This window comes from Mesorhizobium sp. WSM4906, assembly GCF_029674625.1.
In the GTDB taxonomy this organism is placed as follows: Bacteria; Pseudomonadota; Alphaproteobacteria; order Rhizobiales; family Rhizobiaceae; genus Mesorhizobium.
The window spans coordinates 317,248-338,854 of sequence record NZ_CP121355.1; the positions used below are offsets into that span (position 1 = coordinate 317,248).

The following is a 21,607-nucleotide window of genomic DNA, read 5'->3' on the forward strand; positions in this document are numbered from 1 at the left end:
GCTTTTCAAAGGCCCGCACGAGGGGATGACCATTGCCGCGCGCCGTGATACGAGACCGCCGCAAACATGACGAATTGAGCCGGCCAGCCGGCATTTTCATTTGGAAGACACGAATGTCTCACGCTGCCGCCCCGAAGCCGGCCACGGCCCGCAAATCTCCTGCCCTTGCCGGCACAGCGCGAGTGCCGGGCGACAAGTCGATCTCGCACCGCTCCTTCATGTTCGGCGGCCTCGCCTCCGGCGAGACGCGCATCACCGGCCTGCTCGAGGGCGAAGACGTGATGCGCACGGGTGCTGCCATGAAGGCGATGGGCGCGCATATAGAAAAGACGGGCGCCGAATGGGTGATCCGCGGTACCGGCAACGGCGCGCTGCTTCAACCCGAAGGCCAGCTCGACTTCGGCAATGCCGGCACCGGCTCGCGGCTGACCATGGGCCTGGTCGGCACCTATGACATGGAGACGACCTTCATCGGCGACGCCTCGCTTTCCGGCCGGCCGATGGGCCGCGTGCTGGAGCCGCTGCGCCAGATGGGCGTCCAAGTGCTGAAGGCGGCGCCGGGCGACCGCATGCCGATCACGCTGCGCGGCCCCAAGCGCGCCGCGCCCATCACCTATCGCGTGCCGATGGCCTCCGCACAGGTGAAATCGGCGGTGCTGCTTGCCGGCCTGAACACGCCGGGCATCACCACGGTGATCGAGCCGGTGATGACGCGCGACCACACCGAAAAGATGCTCAAGGGCTTTGGCGCCAATCTTACCGTCGAGACCGACGAGCGCGGCGTGCGCCACATCTTCATCGAGGGCCAGGGCAAGCTCACCGGACAGACGATCGCCGTGCCCGGCGATCCGTCCTCGGCCGGCTTCCCGCTGGTGGCCGCCCTCATCGTGCCGGGTTCGGATATCGTCATCGAGAACGTGCTGATGAACCCGACCCGCACCGGCCTGCTGCTGACCTTGCAGGAAATGGGCGGCCGCATCGACGTGCTCAACCCGCGCAATGCCGGCGGCGAGGACGTGGCGGATCTGCGCGTGCGGTATTCCGACTTGAAGGGTGTTGCCGTACCGCCGGAACGCGCGCCGTCGATGATCGACGAATATCCGGTGCTGGCTGTCGCCGCGAGCTTCGCGGAAGGCGAGACGCTGATGCAGGGTCTGGAGGAGTTGCGGGTCAAGGAATCCGACCGGCTTTCGGCGGTTGCCAACGGGCTCAAGCTCAACGGCGTCGACTGCACAGAGGGCGAAGCTTCGCTCGCCGTGCAGGGCAAGCCAGGCGGCAAGGGGCTGGGAGGGCATCCGAACGGTCAGGACACGACCGTGAAGACGCATCTCGACCATCGCATCGCCATGAGTTTTCTGGTGATGGGGCTGGCGACGGAAAAGCCGGTGACCATCGACGACGCCAACATGATCGCGACGAGCTTTCCGGAATTCATGGGATTGATGAAGGCACTGGGCGCGGAGATCGAGTGAGGGTGATGGCAATCGCAAACTTGGGAGATTGGCACCCAACATCCTTCCCGTCGTCATCCTGGGGCGGAGCAAGGAGCGAAGCGACGTGGCGCAGACCCCAGGATCCATGCCGTGACGCCAACGCGCTGCAACGGTGCAGAATTCTGGCTCGCAGCATTCTTTGGCTAATGTCACGGCATGGATCCCAGGGTCTCCGCTTCGCTCCGCCCTGGGATGACGAAAGGGTGAGGCTTTGTCGCCACGCCAACGAAGCGATGGCCCACCCATGACCCACACCTTCACCATTGCCATCGACGGCCCTGCGGGCGCTGGCAAGGGCACGCTGGCCCGCCGGCTGGCCGACCACTATCGGCTGAACCTGCTCGACACTGGCCTCACCTATCGCGCGGTGGCGCATAAGCTGCTGGAGCTCGGCCTGCCGCTCGACAATGTCTCGGCGGCGGAAACCGCGGCGCGGCAGGTCGACCTCTCGAATCTCGACCGCACGGTGCTTTCGGCGCATTCGGTGGGCGAGGCGGCCTCGAAGGTCGCGGTCATCCCCACCGTTCGGCGCATCCTGGTCGAAAAGCAGCGCGAATTCGCCAAGGCGCCGCCGGGCGCGGTGCTCGACGGTCGCGACATCGGCACCGTCGTGTGCCCGGACGCCGACATCAAGCTCTATGTGACGGCGAGCGCCGAGGTGCGGGCGCAGCGCCGGCTGGCCGAGATCGAGAGCATGGGCGGCAGCGCCGATTTCGCCACGATCCTCGCCGACATCGAGCGCCGCGACGAGCGCGACATGGGCAGAGCCGACTCGCCGCTCAAGCCCGCCGCCGACGCGCACTTGCTTGATACCAGCGAAATGGCTATAGAGGCCGCGTTTCTGGCGGCGATGGCGATCGTTGACGACGTCCTGGCCAAGAGAAACGGGACCTGATCCGGGTTTTTCCTCGTGCTTCCGTTGCCGGAGCCGACGAAAATACCCATATCGGGCACGAACCAGCCTGCCAGCATTCTTCATGCGCCGGACTTGCCGCTAAAAGCGGCCAAGGGCTCTTCAGCCCGGAACGCCGGCAGGCTCTCGCAACGCTAACCCACGGCGCCCGCTTCGCTCGTCATGCGGAGCACTCCAGGAGAAACAATGTCAGCTGCAAATCCCACTCGCGATGATTTCGCGAGCATGCTCGAAGAATCATTCACCGCCGGCCATTCCGGCGAGGGCCAGGTTGTCCGGGGCACGATCACCGCGATCGAAAAGGACATGGCCATCATCGATGTCGGCCTCAAGGTCGAAGGCCGCGTGCCGCTCAAGGAATTCGGCGCCAAGGGCAAGGACTCCTCGCTCAAGATCGGCGACACCGTCGAAGTCTATGTCGAGCGCATCGAGAACGCGCTTGGTGAAGCCATGCTGTCGCGCGAGAAGGCTCGCCGCGAGGAGAGCTGGGTGCGCCTCGAAGAGAAGTTCACCAAGGGCGAGCGCGTCGAAGGCGTCATCTTCAACCAGGTCAAGGGCGGCTTCACCGTCGACCTCGACGGCGCCGTGGCGTTCCTGCCGCGCAGCCAGGTCGACATCCGTCCGATCCGCGACGTCTCGCCGCTGATGCACAACCCGCAGCCCTTCGAGATCCTCAAGATGGATCGCCGCCGCGGCAACATCGTGGTGTCGCGCCGCACCGTGCTCGAGGAGAGCCGCGCCGAACAGCGTTCGGAGATCGTGCAGAACCTCGAGGAAGGCCAGGTGGTCGAAGGCGTGGTCAAGAACATCACCGACTACGGCGCGTTCGTCGACCTCGGCGGCATCGACGGCCTGCTGCATGTCACGGACATGGCATGGCGCCGCGTCAATCATCCGACCGAGATCCTCAACATCGGCCAGACGGTCAAGGTGCAGATCATCCGCATCAACCAGGAAACCCACCGCATCTCGCTCGGCATGAAGCAGCTCGAGTCGGATCCGTGGTCGGATATCGGCACCAAGTTCCCGATCGGCAAGAAGATCAAGGGCACCGTCACCAACATCACCGACTACGGCGCGTTCGTCGAGCTGGAGCCGGGCATCGAGGGCCTCATCCACGTTTCGGAAATGTCGTGGACGAAGAAGAACGTGCACCCCGGCAAGATCCTGTCGACGACGCAGGAAGTCGACGTCGTGGTGCTCGAGGTCGATCCGGCCAAGCGCCGCATCTCGCTCGGTCTCAAGCAGACGCTGGAGAACCCGTGGGAAGCCTTCGCGCGCAACCATCCGGTCGGCAGCCAGGTCGAGGGCGAGGTCAAGAACAAGACCGAGTTCGGCCTGTTCATCGGCCTGGAAGGCGACGTGGACGGCATGGTGCACCTCTCCGACCTCGACTGGACCCGTCCGGGCGAGCAGGTCATCGAAGAGTACAATCGCGGCGACATGGTCAAGGCGCAGGTGCTCGACGTCGACATCGAGAAGGAGCGCATCTCGCTCGGCATCAAGCAGCTGGCCCGCGACACGGTCGGCGAGGCGGCGAGCAGCGGTGAGCTGCGCAAGAACGCCGTCGTCACCTGCGAGGTCATCGCGGTGAAGGATGGCGGTCTGGAAGTGCGGCTGGTCGACAGCGGCCTCGAGACCTTCATCAAGCGCTCCGACCTTTCGCGCGACCGCGACGAGCAGCGCCCAGAGCGCTTCACCGTCGGCCAGAAGGTCGACGCCCGCGTCATCGCCTTCGACAAGAAGACCCGCAAGCTGCAGGTCTCGATCAAGGCGCTGGAAATCGCCGAGGAGAAGGAAGCGGTCGCCCAGTACGGCTCGACCGACTCCGGCGCCTCGCTCGGCGACATCCTGGGCGCGGCGCTGAAGAAGCAGGGCAACTAAGCCGCTTCGTCGACACTGAAAACGAAACCCCGCCGGAGCGATCCGGCGGGGTTTTTCATTGCACGTTGATCCGTGAGGTCAGGCCCGGCCGTAGAGCGGCACCAGCGTGCCGCTCATCGCCTGGTTGGCGGGCGAGGCGAGATAAGCGATCGCTTCGGCGGCTGCCTCCAGGCTGACCCATTTGGTGAAATCGGCATCGGGCATGTCGGCGCGGTTGGCCGGCGTGTCGAGCGTCGAGGGCGCCACGGCGTTGACGAGGATGCCCTTGTGCTTCAGTTCCTCGGCCATGGCCTGCGTCATCGCGGCGACCGCCGCCTTGCTGGCGGCATAGGCGACCATGCCGGCTCCACGCCTGGGATCGAGCCCGGCCCGCGCGGTGACGTTGACGATGCGCCCCGCGGTGCCCGACGTCAGCATCGAGCGTACCGCGGCGCGGCCGCAAAGGAAGGCGGTGCGGGCGTTGGTGTCCATCATCTCGGCGAAAGACGCCGATTCGATCTTTTCCACCGGCGCCATGGTGAAACCGCCGGCGAGGTGGATCGAAGCCCAAAGCTCCGGAACCTGGTGGTAGAAGGCCTCGACCTTGGCGGAGTCCGAGAGATCGACATTATGCGCCAGGTGGACGCTGGCATGGGCCGCGTAGGGAAAATGCGGCGGAGCCGAGGCATGGGCATTGGGCACATGGCAAATCGCTCCCTGCTCAAGCAACCTGCCGACAACCGCGCCGCCGAGCGCCCCAGTGCCGCCCGTCACCACGACATGCCTGCCGTTAAGCGTTTCCGTCATATTTCGACTGCTCCTGTCGTATTCTTATGGTTATGCCGCCCCACCATCGAACGTCGCGCCTTTCACGCTGTCACTCAATTGAAATATCGACATGGCTGCGTCCCTTCTTTGCATGCGTCGGGCCGCCGCGTGTGACGTCACGCCGCTGCGTTCCGATGGATGGAAGGCTGCCGGCAAGTCTTCAGTCGATGGTGATTTCGATGACGCGCGGCTTGCGCGCCGCTCGCGCGCGCTTCAGCGCCTCGGCGAGGCCGCCGACCCCGGTCAGCCGCTCGGCTTCCATGCCATAGGCCCCGGCGAGCTTGCAGAAATCCGGCGGCGCCGGCGACACGCCGACCGGCTCGACGCCGACATCGAGCATCGAAGTCTCGATCTCGCGATAGCCGCGATTGTTCCAGACGACGAAGATCACGGCCGCCCCGGCGTCGAGCGCCGCGCCCAGCTCCGGCAAGGTGAACTGGAAGCCGCCGTCGCCGGTGAGACACACGACCGGCGCCTCGGGCACGGCAAGGGCGGCGCCGATCGCCGCTGGGGGGCCGTAGCCCAACGCGCCGAACCCCGTCGCCGCATTGAACCAGCCGGACGGACGGTCGTGGTCGTAATAGAGGTTGGCGGCGTAGATCGGCTGGGTCGAGTCGCCGACGATGATCGCGCCGGGCAGCGCGTCGCGGATCGCCTCCACCGCTCGTACCTGCGCCACATAGTCGGGCTTCAGCTCGGCGAGCGCCGCCGCTCTCGCCGCTGCGGCGCGGGCCTCGCCGTCCTTCGCGGCGACATGGGCCGGCCCAAGTTCGGTCAGCAGCGCGCCAAGCGCCTCGGCGCAATCGGCCTGGATTCCAACCGTCACCGGGCGGCGGGCGACCTGGTCGGCGCCGATGTCGATGCGGATGAGGTTCGGCGGCAGCACGAAGCCGCCGTCGCCATAGCCGTCATAGTCGGTCGGGCCGAATTCGGTGCCGGCGGCAATCACCAGATCGGCGTCGGCCATCAACGCGCGCACTGCCCTCAGGCTCGGGCTTGCCGGCACGCAGAGCGGGTGGCGATGCAGCAGGCCGCGCGCATTGGCGGTCTCGATGACCGGAGCGCCCAACGCTTCGGCGAAGCGCCTTAGCGCCGCATCGGCCTTCTTGGCGCCACCCCCGGCGAGAATGAGCGGCCGGCGGGATGCCTGGATCAATTTCGCAGCCTCGACGATCGCCGCCGCTGCCGGAGCGGGCGGCGCAGTGTTGCTGAGCACCGGCGCGAGCCCTTCGGCGGGCTTCACCATGACGTCGGTCGGGATCTCGATATGGACCGGACCCGGACGCGAGGAGGAGAAAACGGCGAAGGCACACGCCAGCGCGCCGGGCAGTTCCTCGGCCTCGGTGATGCGTTGAGAGAACAGCGCCACCTTCTCCATCATGCCGCGCTGGTCGGGCAGTTCGTGCAGGAAGCCCAATCCCTTGCCGAGCGTGTCGGTGGCATTGACGCCGGAGATCACCAGCATCGGCACCGAATCGGCGCGCGCCTGGCCCATGGCGGTGATGGTGTTGGTGAGGCCAGGCCCGGTGATGACGAAGGCCACGCCCGGCCGGCCGCTGGCGCGCGCGTAGCCGTCGGCCATGAAGCCGGCGCCCTGCTCGTGGCGCGGCGTGACGTGGCGGATCCTCGAGCGCGCCAGCCCGCGATAGAGCTCGACCGTATGCACGCCGGGAATACCGAAAACGGTGTCGACGCCATGCGCCTCGAGCAAGGTGATCAGCGCTTCGCCGACGGTTGTCATTGCTCTTCTCCCTTTAGGCGGATTACCGTTTAGCAGAAACGGTGATCAGCTCTATCTCTTCGTTTCTTGCGCAATTCCGGACGGAAAAACCGCTTCTCAGTTTTCCTGGAATTGCTCTAGCGGCGCGAGGCCGAGTTCCGCCTCGACGGCCTTGATGCCGATCGCCGCCAATTCGCCGGGCGAGAACATCTCGCCGGCCAGGCAGCCTTCGATCCAGAGCCCGTCGATGATCGCATTGATCGCGATCGCATGGCGGCGCAGCTGGCTTGCATCCGGCTTGCGCCGTTCGGCGGCGAGCACTTCGGCCACGACCGCTTCCACCTCGTTGCGAAAGCCGAGATAGCCTTCGCGGTGGGCGCGGGCGAGCGTCGGATCCGCGCCGGCACGGCCGATGAAGGTCGCCCAGAGCGAAAACACCCGCTGGTCGATGATCGGCGCGTTGAGATTGGCCGTGACGAAGGCCGCAAGACGCTGGCGCGGCGAGGCGTCTTCCATGATCAATGCCGCTTTCGCCTGCTCGGTCATGCGGCCCATCAGTGCGGCATAGGCTTCCTGCAGCAATTCTTCCTTGCCGGGGAAATAATGGCGGATCAGCCCGGCAGTGACGCCGGCGCGCAAGGCGATGGTGCGCAAGGTGGCGCCCTGCAGGCCATATTCCGCCACGCAGTCCAGAGTCGCTTCGATCAGATCCTGCCGCCGCCGCTCCTCGCCCTCGCGACGGAACTTACGGCGCGCATTCATTGGCGCAGGATCGGCCGCGTCAGGCATGTAGGCCCGCCCTCGCAGGCGATGCAGAGCGCATCCGCATCGAATACCTCAACCGTGCAGCCGGCGGCTTCCATCGCGGCTTTGGTCTTGGGAAAGCCTGCAACGGCAATGACCTTGCGAGGGCTGGTCGGCAGCACGTTCAAGCTGAGGCCGTTGGAAGCGGCGAACTCTTCGGCGTCGCCTTCGACCAGCCGGATGCCTCGCGCCTTCAGCATCTGGTAGAACGGGGCCGGCAAAAGCGGCGAATAGACCAGCGCGAGGTCGTCGGCCAGCGGGCTGATCACCGACATCAGATGCAGGCACGCCTCTTCGCCCTGCCACAGCGGCAGATCGAAGCCGTAGACGGAAATGCCCAGCGGCGTCAGCAGGTTGGAAACCTGCTGAATGCCGTGCTGGTTGGAACGGACACCGCGGCCGATCGCCAGCGTGCGGGCATCCACCCATACACAATCACCGCCTTCGACCTGGCCAGGAGCCTCGACGCGGCCGAGGATCGGAATGCCCAGTCTTCTGTAGGTTTCCTCATGCAGGGAAGGCTCCCTGGCGCGCAATGGCTTGCCCATGGACAGGATCAGCGCGCCGCGGTCGGTCATCAGCGACGGGTCGTGCGTGAATACCGAATCCGAAAGGCCATCGGCTTCGTCCTCGATCCATTCGATCTCGGCGCCGGAAGCCGCCACCAGTTCGGCAAGGACGGCATGCTGCAATGCTGCCTTCGCCGGGCTGAACCCGGGGCCATAGTGCCAGGCGGCTCGGTCGGCGTCGCGCATGGCGTTGGCCGCCGACCGCATCAGCACACGCCGCAGCGGCGCCGCCATGGACTGGGATCCGAAAGCGCTCATCGATGCCCTTTTTTGGCTGAAAAAAATCGAAAAAATTTCATGAAAGGCTATTTATACACTTGCGCAACAAGGCCGCAAGTGCCGTAATGAGTGGGATTGACGGGCTCGCGCTGTCGAGTCCATGCTGAAGTCTGGAGCAGGCAGTGCAGCGTATGTTGATTAGCCGGATAGAGGTTCGACGAACTGCCTTCGACCAGATAGAGGTCGCCCGGTGATTGCGGCGGGAGCCGCCGCGGTTCTGTCCGGCGAGGCGCAAAGAGGCGCCGCCGAAGCCATCCATGTCGAGAACCTGCACAAGAAGTTCGGCCAGCTGCATGTGCTGAAGGGCGTCTCGCTGTCGGCGCGCGACGGCGAGGTGATCGCCATCATCGGCGGCTCGGGTTCGGGCAAGTCGACGCTGCTGCGCTGCATCAACTGCCTGGAAAACCCGACCAGCGGCATCATTCGCGTCAACGGCGAGGAGATCAAGCTGAAGGCCGACAGCCACGGCCACACGGTTCCGGCCGACCGTAAGCAGATCGAGCGCATCCGCTCCCGGCTCGGCATGGTGTTCCAGAACTTCAACCTGTGGAGCCACATGACGCTGATCGAGAACGTCATCGAGGTTCCGGTGCACGTGCTCGGCATCAAGCGCGACGAGGCGATCGCCCAGGCCGAGAAGCTGCTTGCCCGCGTCGGGCTGGCGGAAAAACGCGACGTCTATCCGGCGTTCCTGTCGGGCGGCCAGCAGCAGCGCGCGGCGATAGCCCGGGCGCTGGCGATCAATCCGCGCGTCATGCTGTTCGACGAGCCGACCTCGGCGCTCGATCCGGAGCTGGTCGGCGAAGTGCTGAAGGTGATCGGCGACCTGGCGCGCGAGGGGCGCACCATGGTGCTGGTGACGCATGAAATGAAGTTTGCCCGCGAGGTCGCGACGCATGTCGTCTACCTCTACAACGGGCTGGTCGAGGAGGAAGGTCCGCCGGAACAGCTGTTCGGCGCGCCCAAATCCGAAAGGCTCAAACAATTCCTCCGCAACGTCGGCTAAGGCCGGCGTCAAGCGGAGCGAAAAACCGGGAACAACAACAAACTGGGAGTACTGAAATGAAGACTGTTCTCAAGACCTTCGCAGCGGCGCTGCTCTTCGGCGTCGCCGCGATGGGCGCGGCCAAGGCCGATCAGGTCAAGATCGGCGTCGCCGCCGAGCCCTATCCGCCCTTCACCTCGCCGGACGCGACGGGCAAGTGGGTCGGCTGGGAAATCGACTTCATCGACGCCGTCTGCGCCGAGGAGAAGCTCGACTGCGTCATCACGCCCGTAGCCTGGGACGGCATCATTCCGGCGCTGACCACCAAGAAGATCGACCTCATCGTCTCCTCGATGTCGATCACCGACGAACGCAAGAAGACGATCGACTTCTCGGACAAGTATTACAACACGCCGACGGCGATCATCGGACCGAAGGACCAGAAATTCGGCGCCACGCCGGACGACCTCAAGGGCAAGACCATCGGCGTCCAGGTGTCGACGGTGCACGCCGTCTACGCCAAGAAGCACTTCACCGGCGCGCAGGAGATCAAGGAATACCAGACGCAGGACGAGGCCAACAACGATCTGGCGGCCGGCCGCCTCGACGCGGTGCAGGCCGATTCCATCGCGCTCGGCGAATTCCTCAAGACCGATCAGGGCAAGGCCTGCTGCGACCTGAAGGGCATGGTCGCTCCGGACGACGAGGTGCTCGGACCGGGCGTCGGCGCCGGCGTGCGCAAGGAAGACACCGCGCTCAAGGAAAAGATCAACGCCGGCATCAAGGCGATCCGCGCCAACGGCAAGTATGACGAGATCTCGAAGAAATATTTCGACTTCGACATCTACGGCGGCGCCACGCAGTCGAACTAATCTCGCCGAATGAGCTCCGGGCATGGCCGGCGCCATGCCCCTAGCCCAAACCTTGCCACGCGTGCCTGCCGCTGAACGCTGCCGTCGGCGGTTGCCACTAATTCGGGGGCGAAACTGATCGACGCCTTTCTTCCGGCCTCGGCGGCCGGCATCATCGAACTCCTGTCGCCCGTGCCGCCCGGCTGGGGCGGCACCCTGCTGGTCGGATTGCTGCATTCGATCGAGATCGCCATCGGCGCCACCTGCCTTGGCCTTTTGATCGGCACCGGCGGCGCCTGGGGCAAGCTCTATGGCGGTCCGGTGGCCCGCGACCTGCTGGCCGTCTACACCACGGTTGTGCGCGCGGTGCCGGAACTGGTGCTGATCCTTTTGCTCTATTATGCCGGCACCGACCTCATCAATCAGGTGCTCACGGCGATGGGCTACCAGCGCGTCGACATCAGCGGCCTGGCGGCCGGCATCTTCGTACTCGGCGTCGTCCAGGGCGCCTATTCGACGGAAGTCATCCGCGGCGCCATCCTGTCCATCCCGCAAGGCCAGATCGAAGCCGCCCGCGCCTATGGCATGCCGCCCGGCCTGATGCTGCGGCGCATAACGCTGCCGGCAATGCTGCCCTTCGCCATTCCGGGCCTCGCCAATCTCTGGCTGATCGCCACCAAGGACACCGCGTTGCTTGCCGTCGTCGGCTTCTTCGAACTGACGCTCGCGACGCGGCAGGCGGCAGGTGTCACCAAGGCCTATCTGATCTTCTACCTCGCCGCCGGCGCGCTCTATCTGGCGCTGACGCTGTTCTCCAACCTGATCATCGGCCGCGTCGAGGCCTGGTCGCGGCGCGGCATGCCTTCCGTCAAGGAGGCACGCTGATGTCGGCCGAAGCGACCGCGATCAACATGGCGGCGCGTGCCTCGCTCTGGCTCAAGCCGCACCGCATCGTACTGATCCTCATCGCGCTGGCATTGGTCCTCTGCGCGGCCTTCTTCATGCGCTGGGACTGGCTGCCGCAATATTGGCAGATGGGGCTGTTCGGCATCTGGCGATCGCTGTGGATCCTCGTCGTCACCTGCGCGCTGGGCTTCCTGCTGGCGGTGCCGCTCGGCCTGGCGCAGGCCGGCGGCCCGTCCTGGTTCGCGGTACCGGCGAAGGTGTTCTGCACGATCATCCGCGGAACGCCGCTGCTCCTGCAGCTGTGGCTGCTCTATTACGGGCTCGGATCGCTGTTTCCGCAATATCCATGGATCCGCGAGTCCTGGATGTGGCCCTATCTGAGGCAAGCCTGGCCCTATGGCGTGGTGGCGCTGACCTTGTCCTTCGCCGGCTATGAGGGCGAGGTGATGCGCGGCGCCTTCGCCGGCGTTCCGAAAGGACAGTTGGAGGCAGCCCGCGCCTTCGGCATGAGCCGCTTCAAGATCTTCCGCCGCATCTGGCTGCCGCAGGCCTTCTTCCGCGCGCTGCCGACGCTGACCGGCGAAACGGTGCTGCAGCTGAAGTCGACGCCACTGGTGGCGACGATCAGCGTCATCGACATCTTCGCCGTCTCCTCCAAGGTGCGGCAGGACACCTATCTCACCTACGAGCCCTTGCTGCTGCTGGCTTTGATCTACATGACGATCACCGGCATTCTCGTCCTGATCTTCAGCAGGGTCGAGGCGCGGATTCCGGTCAAAATCGGGTAGTAGGGAAGTAGGGGAGTAGGGGAGTAGGGGAGTAGGGGAGTAGGGGAGTAGGGGAGTAGGGGAGTGTTCAGCCACGATCCGCATTCACATTTCCATCCCCATTCGATATTCGCTCCATAATTTCCCCCTACTCCCTTATTCCCCTACTCCCTTGGGACAGCCACAATGCAACTCACTCTCGATCAGGCAACAGGATTGTGCCGCATGGCGGCGCTCGGCGCTGGCGCCAACGAAGAGGCGGCGCAGTCGCTGACCGCTTCCATCATCGCCGCCGAAGCCGAGGGGCTGTCGACGGTCGGGCTCTCGCATTTCATCGACTATCTGGAGGCGCTCGAAGCCGGCCGCATCGATGGCAATGCCGACCCGGTCGTCACCAGGCCGGCGCTCGCCGTCTATCTCTCCGACGCGCGCGGCGGCCTTGCCCATACCGGCTTCGACCGCACGATCGACGATCTCGCCAAGGCAGCAAGGCTGTTCGGCGTCGCCATCTTCTCGCAGAGGAATGCCTATACCTGCGGCGCGCTCGGCTATTTCACCGGGCGGCTCGCTCAGCTCGGCCTGGTCTCCTTCGCCGCCACCAACGGGCCGGCGGTGCTGGCCGGTTCCGGTTCGGTCAAGCCGGTCTATTGCACCAACCCGATGTCCTTTGCGGCGCCCGCCGCGGACGGGCCGCCGCTGATCATCGACCAGTCGTCGAGCGCCACCGCCTTCGTCAACATCCGCAAGGCGGCCGAGGACGGCGAGAAGATTCCGGAAGGCTGGGCGCTGGACGCCAGCGGCAATCCGACTACCGATCCGGCGGCGGCGATGAAGGGCGCGATGCTCGCCTTCGGCGGCCAGCGCGGCGCCAACATCGCCCTGATGGTCGAGGTGCTGGCGGCAGGCATTTCCGGCGCCAACTGGTCGCTCGACGCGCCATGGTTCTCCGGCGGACCGGACAGCCCCGGAACCGGGCTCTTCGTTTTAGCCATCGAGCCCAAGCTGCTCGACCAGGACTTCGAGCAGCGCATGAAGGGCCAGCTCGACCGGCTGCGGCGGCGCTACGGCGTGCACATTCCCGGCCGTGCCCGCGCCGAGGCCGCGGAAAAGGCGACGGCGCGCGGCTTCGACGTTCCCAAGGCGGTCGTCCAGCGCATTTCCGAATTCGCCCAGCGCTATTCGCCAGCCTGACCCAGGCATCGCCCGCAACGAAGCGCGGAATTTCCTGCGCGCCGTTGAACCTTTTCCCGCCCGGCAAACACCCATCGGCGGCACCCCACATCGCAGGCCGCAGAGGGTGGCTTGGGGCAGCGGCTTGCGGTTGGCGGCGCCGCGCCGGGCGTCCAGGGCCGGGGCGGGCGTGAGTGCTTCACGCCGCCTTGATACCGTCTCAGGTCAGGCCGCCTCGTTGGACCCTGTTTCGGCGCGAGCACTGCCCGGAAAACCCCGCTTCGGCGGGGTTTTCTGCGTTCTCTGCTCCGTGCACCGGCCCTGCTCCTCCTCGCCTCCTTGGCGGCAGCTGTCATTCGGCCGATGCATATCGGCAGGGCGTTCCGGCAGCGCTCAAAATTGGAGGCCGACGACACCCGGTCGCCCTTTGCCTTTGGCGCGAAACCGACTATGAACGCCTCTAGCCAAGCCCCATGTCCTCGGGAAAGCGCGCCGGAGCCAGCCATGACCGAAATCCTGCAAACCCCCAAGCTCGTCGTCGTCTTCGGCGGGTCCGGCTTTGTCGGCCGTCATGTCGTGCGGGCGCTCGCCAAGCGCGGCTACCGTATCCGTGTCGCTTGCCGGCGGCCCGATCTTGCCGGCCATGTGCAGCCGCTCGGCAATGTCGGCCAGATCCAGCCGGTGCAGGCCAATGTGCGCGTGCGCTGGTCCATCGACCGCGCCGTGCAGGGCGCCGACCATGTCGTCAACCTGGTCGCCATCCTGCATGAGACTGGCCGGCAGAAATTCGGGTCCTTGCACGAGTTCGGCGCGCGCGCCGTCGCCGAGGCCGCCCGCTCGGTCAGCGCCGGCCTCACCCATGTCTCGGCGCTCGGCGCCGATTTGAACTCACCGTCAGGTTATGCGCGCACCAAGGCGCTCGGCGAGAAAGCGGTGTTCGAGACGATACCCGATGCCGTCATCTTCCGTCCGTCTATCAATTTCGGGCCGGAGGACAGCTTCTTCAACCGGTTCGCCGGCATGGCGCGCTACTCCCCCGTTCTGCCGCTGATTGGCGGCGGGCAGACAAAATTCCAGCCGGTCTATGTCGGCGACGTCGCCGAGGCGATCGCGCGTTCGGTCGACGGCAACGTCAAGGGCGGCCAGATCTATGAGCTCGGCGGCCCGCAGGTGCTGACCTTCAAGGAATGCATGGAGGAGATGCTTGCTGTGATCGACCGCAGGCGGCTCCTGGTGCCGGTGCCGTGGTGGGTGGCGAACCTGCAGGCCTCGATCCTTCAGCTGCTGCCCAATCCGCTGCTGACCAAAGATCAGGTCCTGCAGCTGCGCGAGCACAACGTCGTCTCCGAAACCGCCGCCAAGGCGAACCGGACGCTCGGCGGCCTCGGCATCCAGCCGCAGGCGATCGCGACGATCCTGCCGAGCTATCTCTGGCGCTTCCGGGCGGCCGGTCAATTCCAGCAGCGCCGGCCGATCGCCGATCGATAGCAAACGCGCTACCGTTTGTTTTGCGCAATTCCGGACGGAAAACCGCTACACACTTTTCCTGGAATTGCTCTAGCCGCGTCGGGAAACCTGCATCGGCAGCCCGCCCTGCGGCTGCGTGGTCAGCTTCTGGACCGGCCAGGGCCGGGTTTCGGCCGTCACGTCGAAGCGGAAGCGCGACAACAGGATCGCCAAAGCGATGATCGCCTCCTGCATGGCGAAGCTGGCGCCGATGCAGACGCGCGGCCCGGCGCCGAACGGCAGATATTGGAAGCGGTCGATCCTGTCGCGGTTTTCCGGATGGAAACGCTCCGGCATGAAGGCGTTCGGCCTGTCCCACAGCTTGCGGTGGCGGTGCACGACCCAAGGCATGACCAGCACGGCGGCGTATTTCGGGATATAGAGGCCGTTCCAGGTCTCCGGCTCGATCGGCTCGCGGTTGATCGAAGGCGCCGGCGGATAGAGCCTCAGCGCCTCCTCGAAGGCGGCGCGGGCGAGCGGCATGGCATCCAACCACTTTGTCGGATCTGGCTCCCTTGCCAGCACCGCGTCGATCTCCTGCTCGATCCTGTCGCGCTCCCAGGGCGCCTCTGCGAGGCAATAGATCGTCCAGCCCAGCGCCCGCGCCGTCGTCTCGTGGCCGGCGCCGATGAAGGTGATGATGTTGTCCTCGACTTCCGAGCGAGTCAGGCCCTCCGGCCCCTCGGCTCTCAACAGAAGCGTCAGGAAATCCTGCGGCACGCCGTCGGGATCGCGCTTCAGCCGCTCCTCGCGCATCCTCACCGTGCCGGCGACGATGTTGCGAAAATAGGCCATGGTCTTGCGGCCGCGAATGCGGGTGAAGCGCGGCAGCCATTCCGGCGCGCGCAGCAGGTCGAGCGGATCGACACGGCCCATGGTCTCGAACAGGCGGTCGATCTCCTTGGCGAAGCTGCCGGGCTCGCCCGCGATCTCGCCGGAAAACAGCGTCTCAGCCAGGATGTCATAGGTGAGCAGCGTCATGTCATAGGCAATGTCCGACGTGCCGCCGGCCTCGTAGCGAGTGGCGAATTCCAGCGTGCGCTTCAGCATCGGCTCGGCGAAACCGAAGATGTGGCGCGGCGTGAACACCGGCGCCATGGCCTTGCGCGAGCGCCTCCACACCTCGCCCTCGGCGGTGAGCAGCCCGTCGCGCAGGATCGGGCGCAGGATCAGCTGGCGCACCGTCGCCATCTTGTAGTTTTTGGCATTGTCGATCAGCACATGGCGGATCAGGCCTGGATCGTTGGCGATAACCAGCGGCCCACCGATGCCGGTCACCGATATCCAGGGCTCGTTGTAGGTATGCTCGCCCCAGAGCTCGAGCGGGTTGCGGTAGACGATGCGCATCATCTCCAGCGTCGAAGGCGGCTCAGTGCGCGGCTTGGGTGCGGGCGGCACGAAGGGGGCGGGCTTGGTGTCCATGGGCATGCTCCGCTGGCAGCCAAATGTAATGCGCGGCAAAGCGGGCGTCCATGTGACCGAACGGCAGCCCTTTTGCGCAGACTTTTGCCAGCATCCGCGCGTTTTTATGGCTTCTCCGTCGAACGCGCCGCAAGGCCGGCGAAAGCAATCTCGATCCTGCTTGCCGCCAAGCCGGCAAAATGCCCGTAAACCTTGGAAAAACGGCCATTTGCGCCTATATCTAGGACATCAAAACGGCGCGATTCGGGGCCATTTTCCCGCGCCGGATCAGCAGCATCAATCAAACAGGTTTTCATGAGCGACCAGACCGAAAGCGCCATTGGCGCGGAAGCCGAGTACGGCGCCGATTCCATCAAGGTTTTGAAGGGGTTGGATGCTGTCCGCAAGCGGCCGGGCATGTATATCGGCGACACCGATGACGGCTCGGGCCTGCATCACATGGTCTATGAGGTGGTGGACAACGCCATCGACGAGGCCTTGGCTGGACACGCCGACCTCGTCTCGGTGACGCTCAACCCCGACGGCTCGGTGACGGTGATCGACAATGGCCGCGGGATTCCGACCGACATCCACCCCAGCGAGGGTGTTTCGGCGGCCGAAGTCATCATGACGCAGCTGCATGCCGGCGGCAAATTCGACCAGAACTCCTACAAGGTGTCCGGCGGCCTGCACGGCGTCGGCGTCTCGGTCGTCAATGCGCTGTCAGCATGGCTGAGGCTCAAGATCCGCCGCAATGGTGAGATCTTCGAGATGAGCTTCACGCACGGCAATGCCGACGCCCCGCTGAAGGTGACCGGCAGCTACGAGCAGGAGAAGCGACCGGGCACCTATGAGGGCCGCAGCGGCAGCGAGATCACCTTCTTCCCGTCGGCCGAGACCTTCACCATGGTCGAGTTCGACTACAACACGCTGGAGCACCGGCTGCGCGAGCTCGCCTTCCTCAATTCGGGCGTGCGCATCGTGCTGACCGACGCCCGCCACGCCGACCTCGTGCGCCATGAGCTGCACTATGACGGCGGCCTCGAGGAGTTCGTGAAATATCTCGACCGGGTCAAGAAGCCGCTGATCGAAAAGCCGATCGCGATCCGCGCCGAGCGCGACGGCATCACCGTCGAGGTGGCGATGTGGTGGAACGACAGCTACCACGAGAATGTGCTGGCCTTCACCAACAACATCCCGCAGCGCGACGGCGGCACGCATCTGGCCGGCTTCCGCGCCGCGCTGACCCGGCAGATCACCGGTTATGGCGAGTCTTCCGGCCAGACCAAGAAGGAAAAGGTGTCGCTCACCGGCGACGACTGCCGCGAAGGCCTGACCGCCGTTCTGTCGGTCAAGGTCCCGGACCCGAAATTCTCCTCGCAGACCAAGGACAAGCTGGTCTCATCGGAAGTCCGGCCGGTGGTGGAGAGCCTGGTCAACGAGGCGCTCGGCACCTGGCTGGAAGAGCATCCGACCGAAGGCAAGGTGGTGGTCGAGAAGGTGATCCAGGCGGCCGCTGCGCGCGAAGCCGCGCGCAAGGCGCGCGACATCACCCGCAAGAGCACGCTCGGCGTCACCTCGCTGCCGGGCAAGCTCGCCGACTGCCAGGAACGCGATCCGGCCAAGTCGGAAATCTTCATCGTCGAGGGCGACTCGGCCGGCGGCTCGGCGAAGGGCGGGCGCTCGCGCCAGAACCAGGCCATCCTGCCGCTGCGCGGCAAGATCCTGAACGTCGAGCGCGCGCGCTTCGACCGCATGCTCAGCTCCGACATGATCGGTACGCTGATCACCGCGCTCGGCACCTCGATCGGCAAGGACGAGTTCAATGCCGACAAGCTGCGCTACCACAAGATCATCCTGATGACGGACGCGGACGTCGACGGCGCCCATATCCGCACGCTGCTGCTCACCTTCTTCTTCCGGCAAATGCCGGAGCTGATCGAGCGCGGCCATCTCTACATCGCCCAGCCGCCGCTCTACAAAGTGACACGGGGCAAGAGCTCGCAATACCTCAAGGACGAAGGCGCCTATGAGGAATATCTGATCGATTCCGGGCTGGAAGAGACGTCGCTGACGCTCGGCTCCGGCGAGGTGCGCACCGGGCAGGACCTGCGCAGCGCCGTCGACGACGCGCTGGCGGTGCGGCACCTCATCAACGGGCTGCACACGCGCTACAACCGCGACGTCGTCGAGCAGGCGGCGATCGCCGGCGCGCTCAACGCCGACGTGCTTGCCGATCTCGGCCGCGCCACCGCGATGGCCGAACGCGTCGCCAAGCGGCTCGACATGATCGCCGAGGAGACCGAGCGCGGCTGGACCGGGCGGCTTTCGACCTCCAATGACGGCTCGGGCGGCTATGTGTTCGAGCGCACCGTGCGCGGCGTCAAGGACGCGGTCCAGCTCGATGCCGGGTTGATCAATTCGGCCGATGCGCGCCAGCTCGACCGCTACGCGCCGCGGCTGGCGGAGGTCTATGGCGAGCAGCCGACGTTGCGCCGCAAGGACGCCGCCGAGACCATTTCGGGCCCCCTGACGCTGCTCAACGCTGTGTTCGCCGCCGGCCGCAAGGGGCTCACCATGCAGCGCTACAAGGGCCTTGGCGAGATGAATGCCGAGCAGCTCTGGGAAACCACGCTCGACCCGAACGTGCGCTCGCTGCTGCAGGTCAAGGTGGCGGACGCGACGGACGCCGACAGCTTGTTCTCGCGACTGATGGGCGACGAAGTGGAGCCGCGGCGCGAATTCATCCAGGACAACGCGCTTTCGGTGGCCAATCTCGACATCTGAGCAGGCTGTGATTTGACTCATAAGTCTCGCTATTGACCCATAAGATGAGTCAGACCCGGGCGGCGATCGCCTCGGCGGCTGCATGAAGAAGGACCTGGCAGCGGAGTTCTCTTGCCTGAGAGCAAGCTTGCGATGCTGGAGTACTCAGGCCGCGCCTGGCCACTTCTGCCGGATCGCGTTAACCATCGCTCCGTATATCGCTTCGGGTCCATGGCAGACGACGGTCATGCGGCCGTCGTCCTTGAATTCGTAGAACGCCACCCCCACGAGACATCTGTCGCGGACGCTGTGAAGGTCAGCTCCGAGGTACATCCGCCACAGTCCGCCGCCGCTCGTGCCCTGGTAGCTCCCTGGCCGCTTCTCGGGCGGCAGGGAGTCCCGGAAGTGAAGAACGTCCAGTCCATGTGCCAGGAGCGTAGCGACGACCTTGCCCGAAGTAATGAGCGAGCTCGTTTCGACCACCGGGTCTTGTTCGCTTCCGGCCAGCTTGCGAGTCCTCTCGGCGATGACCCCAATCAGGGCATCGTTATATGGTTCGGCATCCGGAGACGCGAGCATCCTGGTCCGCCGCATCTCGAGGTTGAGAAACCCGTTCATCGCGTCTAGCCAACCTGCGAGGTCTTCGGGGAGCCTGAGGAAACTCAGGTCGGGACCGAGCGCTCCGAAGGGATGCCGCCCAAACGTCAGCCTCTCCGTCTGGTCCATCTCCATCTTCACCTTCTGGGGTTGGTCCGGCCTGTCCGTGATCCTCATCAGTCCGACCTGTCCGCTTTTCGCCAGTTGGTCCAGCACGTGGGATGCGGTCAGTATCCCAGCGACCTTCCCGACGCGGACAAGCGTGCCCGTCCCGGACGGGTCGGCGTCTTCCACGGCCTCGCCTTGCCGTCGGAGCTTCATGAACCCGACGGTCATGCTGCGGGCGGCCGTCTTGAATTCTTCGACGAGCCGATGCTGCGATTCGTCGCTTGGGAACGTGGTCATGGATCGCCTACGGTTTGATAAGCGTGATGTAGTGGGTTCGTACCCGCAAGGCGCACGTTTTCCGGACAAAGGAACTTAACTTGGGCGAGCCTTTCGGAACCCGCCCACAACACAACCTACCAGTTGTCCGAGCGCGAGCATGAACGGAACCTTTCACCTCGATGGCGAACGGGATCGCGCCCCGGTGCACGTGTCTACGCCGATCTCGGCGTAGATGTTCTGGACATGATTGCCGACCGTCTTGGGCGCGAGCCCGAGCGCGGCATCGCGCAGCTCGACGCTGTCACACCCCTTCTTCGAATACAAGTTCGGCTACAAGGAACACCTAGAAATTGCTAAATCACTGATCGACAAGCCCGACGCTTAGGGCGCCGAAGAGATTCGAAGAATGCTGATTTTTTCGAGGCGTACGATACAGAAGCTGATCGACACAGCCGGATCGCGTGTGGCCAGGACACATCTTGAGAGGCTGGCCACGAACGTTGACAGGCACAAAAGAAGCGGCATTCCGGACGTCTGGGAAATCTATTTGCTAGTCGGCCATATCTTGGCCCATGGGGCCGAACACGAGCGACCGCTTAGAGATGGGAAGAAGCCCGACATCCATTTGCCGCGGCATCAGGTGTACACCGACGTCAAAACGATCTCCGACGACAACGCGCATAATGTTTATCCGGTCAACTTCTTCGTGGATACGTTCATGGACCAAGTTGCACGTCGCCTTCCTGTCCTTGGCGATTTCCACATAGATTTCGGATCGAAACTGGAAATGATGGATGGCCAGTCGACCTATGTTCCAGCGCTGCCGGACAAGAGCGAAATTTCGCGCGTCACTAAGGATATCGTGATCGAGTTGCGCCGCCTTGGCGGCGACTTCTCGGCCCCATTTGCGCACGAAGTTCAGTTCGGTGGGGTGACAACCAGAGTATCGTTCAAGCCATCCCGGCCAGGCTTCCCGCTGATCGGGTCGAACTACACTTCCTTCACAACACTTAGGAGCGGCGAGCGCTCGGTCGCCACGCGAGCCCTTGATGAAGGCAGCGACCAGTTGGCGTCAGCGCCCGAGGAATCGCTAAAGGGGGTTTACCTGTGCGACGGAGGCACCGACCTGTGGACCAAGGGAACGTCCTATAGAACCTCCCCCATCCATGGCATCGCCCGAGATTATCTGTCGAAGAGCAGCAAGCTGGATTTCATCGCTCTCTTCACTGTGCAAGAAAGCTATGAAGCCCCCGAGCGTTCGGGCTCGCAGTTCGTTCTGCTCCCTCCGTCGCTGCTGGCCGGGCAGAAGAGGAGGTACATCGTCAGCTACGATGTGATTGCAAAGACCACTTCAACCCGCGATCAGATTGAAGGTCTTGTTCGAGAGGCGCTATCACTTCTCGATCCACCAGTGCAAAACATAGGATCGGCATATGCCAATCGGATGAGAGTGGGCAGTAGCATCGGATTTCGTAACGGTATGGCAACCTATGGCGAAAACATGATTCGGATACCAGCCCGATCGCTGGGCGAAATTCTTGCAGGGGGATCTGCGGCAGAGGTTTTGGATGGAGCGGTAAACTCTCCCCTTCGGGTTTTGGACATGTTCGCGAGGTTCCATAGGGAAGGCAGGACCATCAAAAAAATCGAACTTGTGGATGGGCACCCGCAAGACGATGACTGGATCGACATCACTTTCGGACCGAGAGACCCGGCGGTTTCGCCGCTGAGGGTCGGCACCGACAAAGATGATGCCGCCGACGGAGGGCGATAGATGGCGTGATCTTCGGCGACGAGAACAG

General features: G+C 64.6%; 18 protein-coding genes. 11 read left to right on the plus strand and 7 right to left on the minus strand.

What is annotated here, in order from left to right; all coding sequences use genetic code 11:
• Positions 1-113: 113 nt before the first annotated feature.
• From aroA to rpsA, 3 genes are all read left to right on the plus strand, one after another.
• Complete coding sequence (gene aroA, locus QAZ22_RS01470) at positions 114-1,472, plus strand: 3-phosphoshikimate 1-carboxyvinyltransferase (protein WP_278205201.1); 1,359 nt, start codon at positions 114-116, stop codon at positions 1,470-1,472.
• A gap of 265 nt (positions 1,473-1,737) precedes the next feature.
• Positions 1,738-2,388 (plus strand): (d)CMP kinase, encoded by a 651-nt coding sequence (gene cmk, locus QAZ22_RS01475; protein ID WP_278205202.1) that lies wholly within the window; start codon positions 1,738-1,740, stop codon positions 2,386-2,388.
• Between the two features lie 204 nt (positions 2,389-2,592).
• The gene (gene rpsA / locus QAZ22_RS01480; protein WP_278205203.1) at positions 2,593-4,290 is read left to right on the plus strand and encodes a 30S ribosomal protein S1; all 1,698 of its coding nucleotides are present in this window, start codon (positions 2,593-2,595) and stop codon (positions 4,288-4,290) included.
• 78 nt (positions 4,291-4,368) lie between these two features.
• Here rpsA and QAZ22_RS01485 read toward each other — a convergent pair whose 3' ends face one another.
• The 4 genes from QAZ22_RS01485 to QAZ22_RS01500 all read right to left on the minus strand — a co-directional run bounded on the left by QAZ22_RS01485 (position 4,369) and on the right by QAZ22_RS01500 (position 8,448).
• Positions 4,369-5,076 (minus strand): SDR family NAD(P)-dependent oxidoreductase, encoded by a 708-nt coding sequence (locus QAZ22_RS01485; RefSeq protein ID WP_278205204.1) that lies wholly within the window; start codon positions 5,074-5,076, stop codon positions 4,369-4,371.
• 181 nt (positions 5,077-5,257) lie between these two features.
• On the minus strand, positions 5,258-6,838 hold the full coding sequence (locus QAZ22_RS01490; RefSeq protein ID WP_278205205.1) for a 5-guanidino-2-oxopentanoate decarboxylase: 1,581 nt from the start codon (positions 6,836-6,838) through the stop codon (positions 5,258-5,260).
• A gap of 96 nt (positions 6,839-6,934) precedes the next feature.
• Entirely contained in the window at positions 6,935-7,579 is a 645-nt protein-coding gene (locus QAZ22_RS01495; RefSeq protein WP_278205206.1) for a TetR family transcriptional regulator C-terminal domain-containing protein, read from the minus strand.
• On the minus strand, positions 7,576-8,448 hold the full coding sequence (locus tag QAZ22_RS01500; RefSeq protein WP_278205207.1) for a dimethylarginine dimethylaminohydrolase family protein: 873 nt from the start codon (positions 8,446-8,448) through the stop codon (positions 7,576-7,578). The genes QAZ22_RS01495 and QAZ22_RS01500 overlap by 4 nt, the downstream gene beginning before the upstream one ends.
• Positions 8,449-8,659: 211 nt before the next feature.
• On the opposite strand from QAZ22_RS01500, the gene QAZ22_RS01505 reads away from it, so the two are divergent.
• The 6 genes from QAZ22_RS01505 to QAZ22_RS01530 all read left to right on the plus strand — a co-directional run bounded on the left by QAZ22_RS01505 (position 8,660) and on the right by QAZ22_RS01530 (position 14,636).
• Positions 8,660-9,475 (plus strand): ABC transporter ATP-binding protein, encoded by an 816-nt coding sequence (locus QAZ22_RS01505; RefSeq protein WP_278205209.1) that lies wholly within the window; start codon positions 8,660-8,662, stop codon positions 9,473-9,475.
• Positions 9,476-9,531: 56 nt separating this feature from the next.
• Positions 9,532-10,326 (plus strand): transporter substrate-binding domain-containing protein, encoded by a 795-nt coding sequence (locus QAZ22_RS01510; RefSeq protein ID WP_278205210.1) that lies wholly within the window; start codon positions 9,532-9,534, stop codon positions 10,324-10,326.
• A gap of 198 nt (positions 10,327-10,524) precedes the next feature.
• Positions 10,525-11,190 carry an ABC transporter permease subunit gene (locus tag QAZ22_RS01515; protein ID WP_278207763.1) on the plus strand — a complete coding sequence of 222 codons (666 nt, stop codon included), beginning with the start codon at positions 10,525-10,527 and terminating at the stop codon, positions 11,188-11,190.
• Positions 11,190-11,999 carry an ABC transporter permease gene (locus QAZ22_RS01520; protein WP_278205211.1) on the plus strand — a complete coding sequence of 270 codons (810 nt, stop codon included), beginning with the start codon at positions 11,190-11,192 and terminating at the stop codon, positions 11,997-11,999. The genes QAZ22_RS01515 and QAZ22_RS01520 overlap by 1 nt, the downstream gene beginning before the upstream one ends.
• A gap of 165 nt (positions 12,000-12,164) precedes the next feature.
• A complete protein-coding gene (locus QAZ22_RS01525) occupies positions 12,165-13,169 on the plus strand; it encodes an Ldh family oxidoreductase (protein ID WP_278205213.1) in 1,005 nt (334 codons plus the stop codon).
• A gap of 483 nt (positions 13,170-13,652) precedes the next feature.
• Positions 13,653-14,636: a complex I NDUFA9 subunit family protein gene (locus tag QAZ22_RS01530; protein WP_278205214.1), complete on the plus strand. Its 984-nt coding sequence runs from the start codon at positions 13,653-13,655 to the stop codon at positions 14,634-14,636.
• A gap of 69 nt (positions 14,637-14,705) precedes the next feature.
• Here QAZ22_RS01530 and QAZ22_RS01535 read toward each other — a convergent pair whose 3' ends face one another.
• Positions 14,706-16,076 (minus strand): cytochrome P450, encoded by a 1,371-nt coding sequence (locus tag QAZ22_RS01535; RefSeq protein WP_278205216.1) that lies wholly within the window; start codon positions 16,074-16,076, stop codon positions 14,706-14,708.
• A 104-nt stretch (positions 16,077-16,180) separates the two neighbouring features.
• Complete coding sequence (locus QAZ22_RS01540; protein ID WP_278205218.1) at positions 16,181-16,396, minus strand: hypothetical protein; 216 nt, start codon at positions 16,394-16,396, stop codon at positions 16,181-16,183.
• Between QAZ22_RS01540 and gyrB the strand changes: the two genes are divergently transcribed.
• The gene (gyrB, locus tag QAZ22_RS01545; RefSeq protein WP_278205220.1) at positions 16,371-18,842 is read left to right on the plus strand and encodes a DNA topoisomerase (ATP-hydrolyzing) subunit B; all 2,472 of its coding nucleotides are present in this window, start codon (positions 16,371-16,373) and stop codon (positions 18,840-18,842) included. The genes QAZ22_RS01540 and gyrB overlap by 26 nt on opposite strands.
• 144 nt (positions 18,843-18,986) lie before the next feature.
• Here the strand turns inward: gyrB and QAZ22_RS01550 are convergent, their stop codons facing one another.
• Positions 18,987-19,823: a hypothetical protein gene (locus tag QAZ22_RS01550; protein WP_278205221.1), complete on the minus strand. Its 837-nt coding sequence runs from the start codon at positions 19,821-19,823 to the stop codon at positions 18,987-18,989.
• A 388-nt stretch (positions 19,824-20,211) separates the two neighbouring features.
• Between QAZ22_RS01550 and QAZ22_RS01555 the strand changes: the two genes are divergently transcribed.
• Positions 20,212-21,579, plus strand: coding sequence for a hypothetical protein (locus QAZ22_RS01555; RefSeq protein WP_278205222.1), 1,368 nt, complete (start codon positions 20,212-20,214; stop codon positions 21,577-21,579).
• The last annotated feature ends 28 nt before the right edge of the window (positions 21,580-21,607 follow it).

What these genes read in the sequence shown, in the direction of transcription:
- aroA (WP_278205201.1), top strand. Translation starts at nt 114, where the DNA reads ATGTCTCACGCTGCCGCCCCGAAGCCGGCCACGGCCCGCAAATCTCCT.
- cmk (WP_278205202.1), top strand. Translation starts at nt 1,738, where the DNA reads ATGACCCACACCTTCACCATTGCCATCGACGGCCCTGCGGGCGCTGGC.
- rpsA (WP_278205203.1), top strand. Translation starts at nt 2,593, where the DNA reads ATGTCAGCTGCAAATCCCACTCGCGATGATTTCGCGAGCATGCTCGAA.
- QAZ22_RS01485 (WP_278205204.1), bottom strand. Translation starts at nt 5,076, where the DNA reads ATGACGGAAACGCTTAACGGCAGGCATGTCGTGGTGACGGGCGGCACT.
- QAZ22_RS01490 (WP_278205205.1), bottom strand. Translation starts at nt 6,838, where the DNA reads ATGACAACCGTCGGCGAAGCGCTGATCACCTTGCTCGAGGCGCATGGC.
- QAZ22_RS01495 (WP_278205206.1), bottom strand. Translation starts at nt 7,579, where the DNA reads ATGAATGCGCGCCGTAAGTTCCGTCGCGAGGGCGAGGAGCGGCGGCGG.
- QAZ22_RS01500 (WP_278205207.1), bottom strand. Translation starts at nt 8,448, where the DNA reads ATGAGCGCTTTCGGATCCCAGTCCATGGCGGCGCCGCTGCGGCGTGTG.
- QAZ22_RS01510 (WP_278205210.1), top strand. Translation starts at nt 9,532, where the DNA reads ATGAAGACTGTTCTCAAGACCTTCGCAGCGGCGCTGCTCTTCGGCGTC.
- QAZ22_RS01520 (WP_278205211.1), top strand. Translation starts at nt 11,190, where the DNA reads ATGTCGGCCGAAGCGACCGCGATCAACATGGCGGCGCGTGCCTCGCTC.
- QAZ22_RS01525 (WP_278205213.1), top strand. Translation starts at nt 12,165, where the DNA reads ATGCAACTCACTCTCGATCAGGCAACAGGATTGTGCCGCATGGCGGCG.
- QAZ22_RS01530 (WP_278205214.1), top strand. Translation starts at nt 13,653, where the DNA reads ATGACCGAAATCCTGCAAACCCCCAAGCTCGTCGTCGTCTTCGGCGGG.
- QAZ22_RS01535 (WP_278205216.1), bottom strand. Translation starts at nt 16,076, where the DNA reads ATGGACACCAAGCCCGCCCCCTTCGTGCCGCCCGCACCCAAGCCGCGC.
- gyrB (WP_278205220.1), top strand. Translation starts at nt 16,371, where the DNA reads ATGAGCGACCAGACCGAAAGCGCCATTGGCGCGGAAGCCGAGTACGGC.
- QAZ22_RS01540 (WP_278205218.1), bottom strand. Translation starts at nt 16,396, where the DNA reads ATGGCGCTTTCGGTCTGGTCGCTCATGAAAACCTGTTTGATTGATGCT.
- QAZ22_RS01550 (WP_278205221.1), bottom strand. Translation starts at nt 19,823, where the DNA reads ATGACCACGTTCCCAAGCGACGAATCGCAGCATCGGCTCGTCGAAGAA.
- QAZ22_RS01555 (WP_278205222.1), top strand. Translation starts at nt 20,212, where the DNA reads ATGCTGATTTTTTCGAGGCGTACGATACAGAAGCTGATCGACACAGCC.